Source organism: Hymenobacter crusticola, from assembly GCF_002154225.1.
GTDB lineage: Bacteria > Bacteroidota > Bacteroidia > Cytophagales > Hymenobacteraceae > Hymenobacter > Hymenobacter crusticola.
In genome coordinates, this window is record NZ_MTSE01000002.1 from 572,264 (window position 1) to 584,257 (window position 11,994).

Consider the following 11,994-nt stretch of genomic DNA (forward strand, 5'->3'; position numbering starts at 1 on the left):
CTCATATGTAAAGAGCGGTCATGTCTGGGCATGGCCGCTCTTTTATTTTCTAGTATAAGCAGTCGCCTGCCGGTCCGACGCCCTACGCGTCCGACCGGCAGGCGACTGCTTACTTAATCCGGCCGGCTTCGGTATCCAAGGCGGATTTCCGCTCGCGGGGTGCGGCTACTTGCTTGTTGCCAAAGTTGTAAGTGAAGTTCAGGCGCACTTGGCGGGTTTCGCCGTAGCCATAGCTGCGCAGGTAAAAGCCCGCAAACTGACTTCGGCTGTTCCAGCGGCTCGTCAGAAAAATATCGGTGATACCTAGGCTCAGACTGCCAGCGTCCTTGAAAAACTTGCGGCTGAGGGCCGCGTCGAGTTGGCCGTTGCCGTGATTACGCTCGTTGGCCGAGGTAGCGGTGGGCGAATTGTAGTTACCTACCAGCTCGGCGTTCAGGCCCCAAAAAGGCAGTTGAAAGCTTTGTTGCAAGCTCATATTGCCCGCCAATGCCCGCAGCCGAAACTGCCGATTCGCATCGAAAGCAATCTGGTTGTCGACGTAGTAAAGCGTGGCGCTGGCCGAAATATTCCACCACGTTGTCGGTGCGAAGGAGCGAGTGGCCGTCAGGCTGAGGTGGTGTTGGCGGCCCACGTTGCGCGGCGTCATGGCCACCTTATTGCTCTCCAGCGTGTCGTTGATGGAGGCGATGATGTCGCGGGTGCGGGTGTAGGCTAATGTAAGAGCTAGGTTGCCGGCAGTGGAATAATCGACGGCGAAGCGGTTGGCGTACTGGGGGCGCAGCAGCGGATTGCCCTGCCAGAAAGAAAGCTCATCGAGCAGTGTAATAAACGGGTTCAGGCTCTGGTAAGCGGGCCGGTCGAGGCGGCGGGCGTAGGAGAGGGAAAGGCGGCGTTGGTCGCTGAGCTTGTAGCCCGCCGAGAGGGCCGGAAACAAGTTGAGGTAGTCGCGCTTCACGGGCTGGGTGGGCGTGGTTTGTGCATCCGCGTAACGCAGTTGCCCCCGCGCCCGCGTGTTTTCCAGCCGCAGGCCGCCTTGCAGACGCACGCGGGCGCTAACGGCCACCTGGTAGTCGGCGTAGGCGGCGGCAATTTGCTCGTGGTATTCAAACCGGTTGGAGCGCTGCGCATCGAGTAGCTCAGCGGCGCCTTCCACCCGTAGGAAACGGTAGTTGTTATCCGATTGCACATCCGAAAACTTCGTCCCGACGCTCAGCTGCCCCCGACCTAAGCTATCCTGAAAATCGGCCTTGAACGCGTACAAATCAATGCCGGCTTGGGTAAGCGAGCGGTACAGGTTCTCGCTCAGCGTGGTGCCTTCCGGGCTGCGGTATACGTTGGGCTGCAAGTTGCGCGAGCCGCCATCAAAGTAGCCGTAGTCGGCGGCGGCGCTGAAGGTGCGGCCGGTGCTGTCCTGCCAGCGGTAGTTGAGGCTCGCATTATAGCGGTTGGCGCGCTGAAAATAGTAGTCGTTGGTGGCGTAGAGAGTGCGCAGGAGTTGGCCGGTGGCCTCGGGCGAGATGCGCGTGATGGTGTGGGTAAGGCCAGGGCCAAAGCGCTGGTTGGTGCTCAGCGCCAACCCTAGGGTCTGGTGGTCGTCGAGCTGGTAGTCGGCGCCGAGCGTGGCGTTAACGTTGCTGCGCTTGTCGGTGTCGCGGGTGGGGCTGTCGTAGATGGTGTCGCGCTGCACCCGGTAGAGCGTGTAGCGGTAGGCGTAGTGGCCGATCTGGTGGTTGTAGGTGCCGTAAAGGTTCAGGCGGCCCCGGCGGTAGTTTAGGTTGAGGTCGGCGTTGGTTTTGGGGGTGTACCAGTGCGAAACGCCCACCGTAAAGGCGCCATTTAACCCTTCGGCCATGCCTTTCTTTGTACGGATGTTGATGAGCCCGGCCGTACCCGCCGCATCATACTGCACGCCAGGGTTGGCGAGCAGGTCGATGTTGCTGATGGCATTGGCCGGCAAGGTTTTCAGCAGAGCCACCAAGTCGGCACTTTCCAGGTACACCAGCTTGCCATCGAGCATGAGGCGCACGCCCTGCTTGCCGTTCAGCGAAACAACGTTGTCGCGACTGATAGCCACGCCGGGTGCCCGGCGCAGCAAGTCGTAGGCGGTTTGGCCCGCTGCGGTGGTGCTGCCGGCCACGTTCACGCTGAGGTTGCCGTTTTCGGCCGTCACTAGATCTTGCTTGCCAAACACGCGCACTTCCCCTAGCTCGGCAGCCGACGCCGTGAGCACCAGCGTGCCCCAGTCGCGGCTAGCTAGGGTAAACGCTTCGGACTGATACGGCTGGTAGCCCACAAACCGCACCATGAGCTGATAGGCGCCCGGCGTGGCATAGTGCAGCACAAATTCGCCCGCGGCGTTGGTAAGCGTGCCCTGCACGGCCTGCTGGTCGGTGGTGCGCACCAAGGCCACCGTCACGAACTCCAAAGGCTGCTGTTGAGCATCCACTATCCGGCCACGTAGCGTCTGATCGGTTTGCGCCTGGGCGGCAAATTGAATCAGCAAGCACAAGAGCAAGGGTAAAAGATGCCGCATAGAAGCTAGGTAGCTGGCGTGGATTGCGCCCCGGAGGTAAGCAGGAGCGAGTTGCCGCCAAAGATAGAAGCTCCGAAGTAGCGGAAACCAGCCTTTTTGCGGCGGGAGCTACCTAGCGAGGCTCCACAGCGCCGCAGCCACCACTGCCCCAACGAGCGTATTAAGCGAATTGACGGCATCATTCGAAAGCCAATGTTTGCGCTCCAGCGTGGCGCCCAGCACCGAATCGGCTAGGTTGCCCACCGTGCCCGCCAGCAACAGCCAGCCAAATGCGCTGCTCCACCCAAAACCTAGGCTATACACCACGGCAATAACCACGCTGCCAGCTAGCCCCAGCAGGGTGCCTTCCACGCTGACTACGCCGTTCAAGCCGCGCGTGTCAGGCTTCAGGGTGAGAATGTTGTAGTAGCGCCGGCCGTACACGTTGCCTAGCTCCGACGCCATCGTGTCGGCGGTGGCCGAGGCAAAGCTGCCAGCTATCATCAGCTGGAACACCGTCGCGTAAGCGGGAAACAGCCAGCTCAACAAACCCAAGATGCCCGCCACGCCCCCATTGGCCAGCGCCTGACTGGCGGTGCGGCGGCCTTTGTTTTCCTCCGCTAGTCCAGCCCGGCGCTTCTCTTCTACCCGCCACCCCGAGGCCGCCGACCCGAGCAGGAAAAACAAGCCGAGCATAGCTAGCCCCGTGAAGCCCGCCCCTAGAAAGATCAGGACGCCCAGCACGCCGCCGGTGCAGGCGCCCGCCACCGTGAGCTTGCCCGCCCGCACGCTGTAGAGCATCCCGATACCCAGTATCAGCGCCACCGCCCCGACTTGTAGAAGATTGTTCATCTGGCTCGACGAAAGGAGAGGAACACTACCTAGGCTATGTCGGCGACTAGCAGCTTGGTCTTCGCCGCCACCGGCTCCGGCAAGCGCGTGCGCAAAAGCAGCGTCGCGATAGGCTCGGGAATGTCTTTGATCGTGAGCGGATCGGCGGGGCGGACTACCAAGTGATACTGCGGATCGGGGTGTTTGTTCAGCAACGTCTTATCGAAGGAGAACAAACCCCGTTGGGCGTAGCGAATGGCGTTCTGGTAGTTTCGGCCGCTCTTTTCAGCATTGGCTTCTACCTGCACCAGCGCAGCAGAAGCGGTATCGGGCAGCGCCAGAAAATACTGGTAGAGTTGCAACAACGTCTCCTCGGAAGCAGCCACCGACTCGGGCAACACGCCGCCCCCGGAAGAAACGTGCAGCACGTGCCCGTCGCTGTCAACGGCAAACCAATCGATGTCAGAATCTTCTTGTTCTAGTTCGTCAATGCGCATAACAGCGGGTATGAGTAAGGGCCTGGTAGAAGTCGGTTCAAAGCTAGGGGGTTTGTGCTCAACTCATACGGTGCTGTCAAAGGGTTCGGACAGGTGGTGTACTTAGTGGCAGAAGATGAAGCTGGCGCATGACAAACAATGTTCTGTTTTTCTTATACTTGCAGCCAAGTAAGCCTACTAGTACTCCAATGGAAATCCGCTGAGTTGACCCGATGATTGCGTGCCAGCACTTCTTCTGCCCGAGCGGAAGAGGTTGGCAATCAACTTATCCGTTCGTTCATCGCGCAAGAACCACGCGTGATGGTCAACCGCAGAACTTATGTAATTCCAGTTGTCGGCAAGGCCGCGGGAGTATGCGTCAGGTGCCGTCTTTCTCGACAGGCATCCGCCAAACGCCTCATGCAGGCAGGCGTTCAAACCAACACCAGTACGAGAAAGCAATAACTGGAGCGAAGCGATTCGCTCCGGCAATTTCAGCCGACTGTTGTTGCTCCTAGGCTGCTTCCTCCCGTTGCTAGTCCATTAGCCATATCAAGCGCGCCAAGCGTGCTGCTTCGCCGTGTCGTTGCCGGCGTTTTCCCTAGGTCTGACGCTGCGTGCGCGCTAGGGGTACTCTATCGTTTACTTTTTACGCCTTACGCTATGAGTATCGTAGTGAATGCGCTTGCCTATAGGCACCCCGATGGCGAGGTGCTGTTTCAAAACCTGCATCTGTCGGTTGCCCGCGGTAGCAAAGCCTCGTTGGTGGGGCACAACGGCGCTGGTAAATCTACCTTGCTGCAAATTATGGCCGGGCGCATCCCGCCATCCGTGGGCGAGGTGGCGCTGGAGAAAAAACCGTATTACGTGCCCCAGCACCTAGGTCAGTACGACGACTGTTCGGTAGCGCAGGTGTTAGGAATCGACCAGAAGCTGGAGGCTTTGCAGGCTATTCTGGCCGGCGATGCGGCCCCCGAGCACTTCGCCCAGCTCGATGATGATTGGGAAATCGAGGAGCGCGCGCAAGCTGCCATGGCGTTTTGGCACTTGCAGCACCTCGACCTAGGTCAGCCCATGCACGCGCTGAGCGGCGGGGAGAAAACCAAAGTGTTTCTGGCGGGCGCGCTCATTCACGCGCCCGGCATCATCCTGCTCGATGAGCCCTCCAACCACCTCGACGCCGAAAGTCGCCGCTTGCTCTACGACTTCGTTCGGAAAAGCAAAGCCACGGTGCTAGTCGTTAGCCACGACCGGGCCCTGCTGAACCTGGTTGATCTGACATTGGAACTCACCAAAACCGCCGTGGAAGCCTACGGCGGCAATTACGACTTCTACAAAGAGCAGAAGGAAACGAAGCTCACGGCCCTGCACGCCCAACTCGACGACAAAGAGAAAACCCTACACCAAGCTCAGCAAAAGGCCCGCGACCTAACCGAGCAACGGCAAAAGCAGGAAATGCGGGGCAAAGCGCAAGGACAGAAGAAGGCCTTGCCGCGCATTGTGGCCGGCAACCTCAAACGCCAAGCCGAACAAAGTTCGGCGCACATAAAGGAAACCCAGCAAGACAAAATCAACGACCTAGCCAGCGACTTACGGCAAATTCGAACGCAGATTCAGGAGCAGAAAACGCTTAAAATCGACCTAGGTCAATCGGATCTGCACCGGGGCAAGGTGCTGGTAAAAGCCAAGGGCATCAACTTCGCATACGGCGACCAGGCTCTCTGGCAGCATCCGCTCACTTTCCAAGTGCGTTCCGGCGACCGGGTCCGCATCACCGGCAACAACGGCGTCGGGAAAACCACGCTGCTCAAACTCATGACCGGCACCCTAAGGCCCTCCACCGGCGAGCTGTTCGTGGCGGATTTCAACACCTTTTACATCGACCAAGACTACTCGCTTATTGATAATAGCCTGACGGTGTTTGAGCAAGTGCAGCGCTACAACTCGCGCAATCTGTTGGAGCATGAGCTGAAAACGGTGCTGCACTACCAGCAATTCCCCCGCGAAAGCTGGGACCGGAAATGCGCGGGCCTAAGCGGCGGTGAGAAAATGAAGCTGATTCTCTGCTGCCTCCTTGTCAGCAACAACGCCCCCGACGTGCTCATCCTCGACGAACCCACGAACAACCTCGACGTGCATAGCCAAGAAGTGCTGACGGAAACCATAAAGGACTTTGGCGGCTCCATCCTGCTGATTTCCCACGATCAATATTTTGTGGAACAGATTGGAGTGGCTGCTACTATCCATCTTGCTTAGGAAGTCAGCACGTTATGCGGAATCTGAACGTCATTTCGACCAACAGGAAAAATCTTGCGTGCAATGCTAATCTTGGTTGTCAGGTTTACTACTGCATGCGCGATTTCTCCCGTTGGTCGAAATGACGGTTTCGTTGGCTAGGCGCTTCGTTGCCATAATGCAGCTAGGCACCTTATAGGGAGAGCGGCTTCCAGGTAACATCAGCTACCGCGGCTGTATTAGTAGACAGATACTTGTTATACAGTTCCTGCGCAGGTCCTTGTTCTGGCTCACCGCCATCTGAGTGCAGCACCAGCAGCAACGCCTCCGGGCCTAAGCCGAGTTGGGAAGCTAGGTGTTGGCGCACGTCGGTAGGGGAGGCGTTCAGGCCATCTTGCAGCTTAACGACCGTCACGGTTTGCCCGTCTTGCTCAATCTGAGCGTACACGCCCGCTGGGCCGGTAGAAAAAGTGTCTGGGAGCATAAGAAAGTGGATTGGGGAAGCACCCCTAGCATACGGAAAGCAAGCGCAAAAGGACCGATCATGACACCGCGCGGACCTAGGTTCATCCGCTAGAGAACGGACCGATTTTATCCTGATCTTGCGCCCCGCCACTTTCCCACTGCTGCTATGATCCGGTTTCTTTCCTCCTGCCTTTTGCTGGTCGTTTTATGCTGCGGCTTTGCTGCTTTCCGGCCTAGGCCGGCGGTGCTGGGCGTGGTGAAAACCCGCAGTGGGCCCGTATCGGGTGGGCAGAACAAAACGGGTGATGTGGCCTATTACAAAGGTATTCCCTTCGCCGCGCCGCCCGTGGGCGACTTGCGCTGGAAAGCTCCGCAGCCGGTGAAACCCTGGTCCAAAGTGCGGGCGTGTTTGGCATACGGACCTAGCCCGGTGCAAGCGGCACCCGCGCCGTTCAGCATGTGGAGCGAGGAGTTCCTGATTCCGGCCACGCCCATCAGCGAAGACTGCCTATACCTGAACGTGTGGACCGGGGCTAGGGCCGCCGCCGAGCGCAGGCCGGTGCTGGTCTGGATCTACGGGGGTGGGTTCACGAGTGGAGGCAGCGCCGTACCCATCTACGACGGCGAAGCCCTGGCCCAGAAAGGCGTGGTGTTCGTCAGTCTCAACTACCGGGTTGGGCCGTTGGGCTTCCTGGCGCACCCGGAGCTAACGAAAGAATCCGGCAGCCACGCTTCTGGCAACTATGGCTTGCTCGACCAGCTAGCGGCCCTGCGCTGGGTGCAGCAAAACATTGCCGCGTTCGGCGGTGACCCCACCAACGTGACCATTGCCGGGCAATCGGCGGGCTCGATGAGCGTCAATTGCTTGGTGGCTTCGCCCTTGGCCAAGGGGTTGTTCACCAAAGCCATTGCCGAAAGTGGGGCCGGGTTTTCGCGCCCGTACCCCACGTTGGCCCAAGCCGAGCAGGAGGGCATGCGCTATGGCCAAGAGCTGAAAGCGCCGACGCTAGCCGAACTACGCCAGCTACCGGCCACCGCCTTCGTGCAGAAAATGACTAGCCTGCGCGGACCCATCACCGATGGCTACGTGCTGCCCGCTTCCATCCCCGAGCTGTTTGCGGCGGGTAAGGCCAACCCCGTGACCCTGCTCACGGGCTGGAACGAAAACGAAGGCTTGCTGGCGGGCCCCCTGAAGAACGCCGCCGATTTCCGGCAGCAAGCCGAGCAGCAATACGGCGCCCAGGCCAGCACCTTCCTGCGCTTCTACCCGGCCACCAACGATGCCGAAGCCGAAACATCCCAGCAGAACCTAGGGCGCGATATCATCTTTGGCGTCCCGAATTATACCTGGGCCAACGTGCAAAGCCAGACCCTGCACCGCCCCGTGTACGTGTACCGTTTTGCCCGCAAAGTGCCGGCTACCGGCCAATACGTGAAGTACGGGGCGTTTCATACCGGGGAAGTGCCCTATGCCTACCACAACCTGCGCTTCGTAGACCGCCCCTGGGAGCCCGGCGATGAGAAGCTAGCCGATACCATGACGGCCTATTGGGTGAACTTCGCCCGCACCGGCAACCCCAATGGCGTCGGGCTGCCCAAGTGGCCCGCTTACCAACCCGCCGATAAACAAATCATGGTGCTGGACCTGAACCCCGCCGCGCACCCCTTACCCGACCAAGCTAGGTTGGACTTTTTGGCTACCCAAACTGGGAAGAAGTAATGAACTGAGCAGCGTTGCTTACACAAGTAAATAGCACGTAGAGCGCTGCTCGGCCGGATTTATAATCCGGTCGTTAGGAGCCGCGGATTTGCAATCCGCCCGTCTGCGCCGTCTGACACAAAGGCGTAAGCCTAGCTTAATCCAAGAACAGAACCTCTAGCAGTCCACGGCCACCAGCATAGTTGCTAGCCGAACTGAACACATACGCTTCCGCCTCTAGCACGAGCTGCGCCCGCACTGGGTTCTGATGAATGTAATGAAGCTTCTGTTGCGCAAACGCTGGCGTAAGCACCTCCACCGCATGCGAACCATCCTGCCAGAACTTGGCATTCGTGATTTTAGGGTTTACGATCCCATAAAAGTAAAATCGGTCTAGCAGCCAAGCCTGGCGGCTTTCGGTGGGCTCATCCAGGATAGCCTGCACGATGGCTTTGGAAGTAAATTTCTTGAAGTCGCGCAGAATGTGCGCTAAGTTATGGCCATCTGCTGCCCGTGCCAATAAATGGAGGTGGTTGCTCATCAAGCACCACGCAAACAGCTCTAGTCCCTTCTGCTGCTGGCAATAGCGCAAGGCATCGACGATGATGTGGCGGTACACCGGCCGCGTAAACACATCTACCCAGTCGACAACGGTGCAAGTCAGATAATACGGCTGCTCGCTACGAACCGTATAGCGGATACCCATAAAAGCAAACTTGAGAATAGCGCTAACAAGAATAAGTAGCTAGGATAGCTACTGCTAGGTTACAGCAAGCTTGTTGCCAAGCTAGATACGGCTACTTGTTGCCAGATAATATCAGGCCGGATTGGTCCGCTTGATCTGCTCGTCTGCTCGGTCGGATTTATAATCCGGTCGTTGGGAGCTGCGGATTTGTAATCCGCCCGTTCACGCCGTTTGCTGAAAATACAGTGAATTCTATAGCAGTAAACAGCGCTGCTAAGCCGAAAATATAAACTAGTGAAATAGATTATGTGCTATGCAACTCAATCTTATGATTGCTGACGGCGCTTACGGGCGGATTACAAATCCGCAGCTCCCAACGACCGGATTATAAATCCGGCCGAGCAGACGAGCTAGCTGCCGTTTGAGTAATGTATAATATTAATTGAAAATCAATAATTAACACGGGGTAAATTTAGGCGCACTATGTAAATCCTTACTTGTGGGTTTTGCTGTAATAGTCTTGAACCATGCTGTTTAGTTCTGTCTCAACAGCTCTGGCTTTTGCAGAATTTGTGAGATAGTCGAGTATATCGGTGCCGTTCATGAAAATGTGGCTGTGTTTAGTTGTAAAATTTATTTTTGAGTAGAAGATGGTAGCTCTAGAGATACTATCAAACTCTTGGGGACTATAGCGCTTAGTTGACCAAAAGTTTTCAATTGCTATAGCGTCTTTTGTCAGAGTGATATTAGGTGTAAAAACAACTGTTAATAACACAAAGGAGCTACAAACCAAGATTATACTTAGTGGCTCGCCGGCTATAGATTCCTTGATAGCTAGGAGAGCAAGCGATGGAACAACAATTAATAGAATGAACCACTTTCGTATTCTAGACGAATGGAAACCCAAACGCAGTTTTTGCATACTCTTTAATTCTCCAGCTTTTCCAAAATCTCCTGCGCCGCCACGGCAATAACCGTCCCCGGTCCGTACACGCCGACCACGCCCGCATCATACAAAAACTGGTAGTCCTGCGCGGGGATGACGCCGCCGGCAATGACGAGAATATCTTCGCGACCTAGCTTGGCTAGCTCCGCAATGAGTTGGGGGATGAGCGTTTTGTGACCGGCGGCTAGGCTGCTCACGCCCACTACGTGCACGTCGTTTTCGGCCGCTTGGCGGGCTACTTCGTCGGGGGTTTGGAAGAGGGGCGCGATGTCCACGTCGAAGCCCACGTCGGCGAAGGAGGTGGCAATGATTTTGGAGCCGCGGTCGTGGCCGTCCTGGCCCATCTTGGCCACCATCATGCGGGGGCGGCGGCCTTCCTTCTGGGCAAACTCGTCGGCCATCTGGCGGGCGCGGTTGAACTGTTCGTCGTAGTCCATTTCGGAAGAGTACACGCCCGACACGGCGCGGATAGTAGCTTGGTGACGACCGTACACTTTTTCGAGGGCGTCGGAAATCTCCCCTAGGGTCGCGCGCACGCGGGCGGCGTTTACGGCCAGCGCCAGCAGGTTTTCCTGGCCCGAGCGGGCCGCGTCGGTGAGGGCGTCGAGGGCGCGCTGCACGGCGGCCGAGTCGCGCTCCGAGCGGATCTTGTTTAAGCGGGCTATCTGCGACTCGCGCACGGCGGCGTTGTCGATGTCGAGGATTTCAATGTCGGTCTTCTCGTTGACCTGGTACTTGTTCACGCCCACAATCACCTCCTTGCCCGAGTCGATGCGCGCTTGCTTGCGGGCGGCGGCTTCCTCGATGCGCAGCTTCGGCAAGCCCGTCTCGATGGCTTTGGCCATGCCGCCTAGCTCTTCCACTTCCTGAATGAGCGCCCAAGCCTTGTCGGCTAGCTCGTAGGTCAGGCGCTCCACGTAGTAGGAGCCGCCCCAGGGGTCCACCACGCGGGTGATGTCGGTTTCGTGCTGGAGGTAGAGTTGGGTGTTGCGGGCAATGCGGGCCGAGAAGTCGGTGGGCAGGGCAATGGCTTCGTCGAGGGCGTTGGTGTGCAGGCTTTGGGTGCCACCGAGCACGGCGGCCAGTGCCTCCACGCAGGTGCGCGTCACGTTGTTGAACGGGTCCTGCTCGGTGAGCGAGTAGCCCGAGGTCTGGCAGTGCGTGCGCAGCGCCAGCGACTTCGGGTTTTCGGCCCCAAACTGCTTGATGAGCTTGGCCCACAAGAGCCGCCCGGCGCGCATCTTGGCAATTTCCATGAAGTGGTTCATGCCGATGGCCCAGAAAAACGACAAACGGGGGGCAAACTGGTCGATGGTCATGCCCGCTTTCAGGCCGGCGCGCACGTACTCCACCCCGTCGGCGAGGGTGTAGGCTAGCTCCAGGTCGGCGGTGGCGCCGGCCTCCTGCATGTGGTAACCCGAGATGCTGATGGAGTTAAAGCGCGGCATCTGCTGGGCTGTGTAGGCGAAGATGTCGGCAATGATGCGCATCGACTGCTCGGGCGGGTAGATGTAGGTGTTGCGCACCATGAACTCCTTCAGAATGTCGTTCTGAATGGTGCCGGTGAGCTTTTCTGGCGTCACGCCCTGTTCTTCGGCCGCCACAATGTAAAAGGCCATAATGGGCAGCACCGCCCCATTCATGGTCATCGACACCGACATCTGATCCAGCGGAATCTGGTCGAAGAGCAGCTTCATGTCCTCCACCGAGTCGATGGCCACGCCCGCCTTGCCCACGTCGCCCACTACCCGAGGATGGTCGGAGTCATAGCCGCGGTGCGTCGCTAGGTCGAAGGCCACGGAAAGCCCTTTCTGCCCACCAGCTAGATTGCGGCGGTAGAAAGCATTCGATTCCTCGGCCGTGCTGAAGCCCGCGTACTGGCGAATCGTCCAGGGGTTTTGCACATACATGGTGCTGTAGGGCCCGCGCAGGTATGGCGCTTGGCCCGCCCCAAAACCTAGGTGGTCGAGGCTAGCCACGTCGTCGGCGGTGTAGTAGCTTTTCAGCGCAATGCCTTCGGGCGTGCTGGTTTCGGTAGGGCTAGCCGCTGGTGCCGGTAGTGCAGCTGCGTTGTAAGGTATCTGGGAGAAGTCGGGCTTCATAAGTAGTGAATTAGCGAATTAGTGATTTAGCGAACTGGTGATT

The 11,994-nt window shown here is 58.1% G+C and carries 9 protein-coding genes; 2 read left to right on the forward strand and 7 right to left on the reverse strand.

Annotated elements, in window-relative coordinates:
* Window positions 1-109: 109 nt before the first annotated feature.
* The 3 genes from BXP70_RS05690 to BXP70_RS05700 form a co-directional block, all read right to left on the reverse strand.
* On the reverse strand, window positions 110-2,533 hold the full coding sequence (locus BXP70_RS05690) for an outer membrane beta-barrel family protein (RefSeq protein ID WP_086593049.1): 2,424 nt from the start codon (window positions 2,531-2,533) through the stop codon (window positions 110-112).
* A 108-nt stretch (window positions 2,534-2,641) separates the two neighbouring features.
* Window positions 2,642-3,364 carry a DUF92 domain-containing protein gene (locus tag BXP70_RS05695; protein ID WP_086593050.1) on the reverse strand — a complete coding sequence of 241 codons (723 nt, stop codon included), beginning with the start codon at window positions 3,362-3,364 and terminating at the stop codon, window positions 2,642-2,644.
* Between the two features lie 29 nt (window positions 3,365-3,393).
* Window positions 3,394-3,840, reverse strand: a complete 447-nt coding sequence (locus BXP70_RS05700) for a hypothetical protein (protein WP_086593051.1) — start codon at window positions 3,838-3,840, stop codon at window positions 3,394-3,396.
* 642 nt (window positions 3,841-4,482) lie between these two features.
* On the opposite strand from BXP70_RS05700, the gene BXP70_RS05705 reads away from it, so the two are divergent.
* Complete coding sequence (locus tag BXP70_RS05705; RefSeq protein ID WP_086593052.1) at window positions 4,483-6,075, forward strand: ABC-F family ATP-binding cassette domain-containing protein; 1,593 nt, start codon at window positions 4,483-4,485, stop codon at window positions 6,073-6,075.
* A gap of 172 nt (window positions 6,076-6,247) precedes the next feature.
* Here BXP70_RS05705 and BXP70_RS05710 read toward each other — a convergent pair whose 3' ends face one another.
* On the reverse strand, window positions 6,248-6,538 hold the full coding sequence (locus BXP70_RS05710; protein ID WP_086593053.1) for a hypothetical protein: 291 nt from the start codon (window positions 6,536-6,538) through the stop codon (window positions 6,248-6,250).
* 147 nt (window positions 6,539-6,685) lie between these two features.
* On the opposite strand from BXP70_RS05710, the gene BXP70_RS05715 reads away from it, so the two are divergent.
* Entirely contained in the window at window positions 6,686-8,239 is a 1,554-nt protein-coding gene (locus tag BXP70_RS05715; protein ID WP_086593054.1) for a carboxylesterase/lipase family protein, read from the forward strand.
* Window positions 8,240-8,375: 136 nt separating this feature from the next.
* On the opposite strand, the gene BXP70_RS05720 is transcribed toward BXP70_RS05715, so the two are convergent.
* From BXP70_RS05720 to scpA, 3 genes are all read right to left on the reverse strand, one after another.
* Window positions 8,376-8,924, reverse strand: a complete 549-nt coding sequence (locus BXP70_RS05720) for an REP-associated tyrosine transposase (RefSeq protein ID WP_086593055.1) — start codon at window positions 8,922-8,924, stop codon at window positions 8,376-8,378.
* Between the two features lie 472 nt (window positions 8,925-9,396).
* Complete coding sequence (locus BXP70_RS30310) at window positions 9,397-9,825, reverse strand: hypothetical protein (protein ID WP_086593056.1); 429 nt, start codon at window positions 9,823-9,825, stop codon at window positions 9,397-9,399.
* Window positions 9,826-9,830: 5 nt separating this feature from the next.
* Window positions 9,831-11,951 (reverse strand): methylmalonyl-CoA mutase, encoded by a 2,121-nt coding sequence (scpA, locus tag BXP70_RS05730; protein WP_086593057.1) that lies wholly within the window; start codon window positions 11,949-11,951, stop codon window positions 9,831-9,833.
* Window positions 11,952-11,994: the final 43 nt, after the last annotated feature.

Bases quoted from the DNA above. Each gene is read 5' to 3' on its own strand.
- BXP70_RS05690 (WP_086593049.1), bottom strand. From the start codon at position 2,533: ATGCGGCATCTTTTACCCTTGCTCTTGTGCTTGCTGATTCAATTTGCC.
- BXP70_RS05695 (WP_086593050.1), bottom strand. From the start codon at position 3,364: ATGAACAATCTTCTACAAGTCGGGGCGGTGGCGCTGATACTGGGTATC.
- BXP70_RS05700 (WP_086593051.1), bottom strand. From the start codon at position 3,840: ATGCGCATTGACGAACTAGAACAAGAAGATTCTGACATCGATTGGTTT.
- BXP70_RS05705 (WP_086593052.1), top strand. From the start codon at position 4,483: ATGAGTATCGTAGTGAATGCGCTTGCCTATAGGCACCCCGATGGCGAG.
- BXP70_RS05710 (WP_086593053.1), bottom strand. From the start codon at position 6,538: ATGCTCCCAGACACTTTTTCTACCGGCCCAGCGGGCGTGTACGCTCAG.
- BXP70_RS05715 (WP_086593054.1), top strand. From the start codon at position 6,686: ATGATCCGGTTTCTTTCCTCCTGCCTTTTGCTGGTCGTTTTATGCTGC.
- BXP70_RS05720 (WP_086593055.1), bottom strand. From the start codon at position 8,924: ATGGGTATCCGCTATACGGTTCGTAGCGAGCAGCCGTATTATCTGACT.
- BXP70_RS30310 (WP_086593056.1), bottom strand. From the start codon at position 9,825: ATGCAAAAACTGCGTTTGGGTTTCCATTCGTCTAGAATACGAAAGTGG.
- scpA (WP_086593057.1), bottom strand. From the start codon at position 11,951: ATGAAGCCCGACTTCTCCCAGATACCTTACAACGCAGCTGCACTACCG.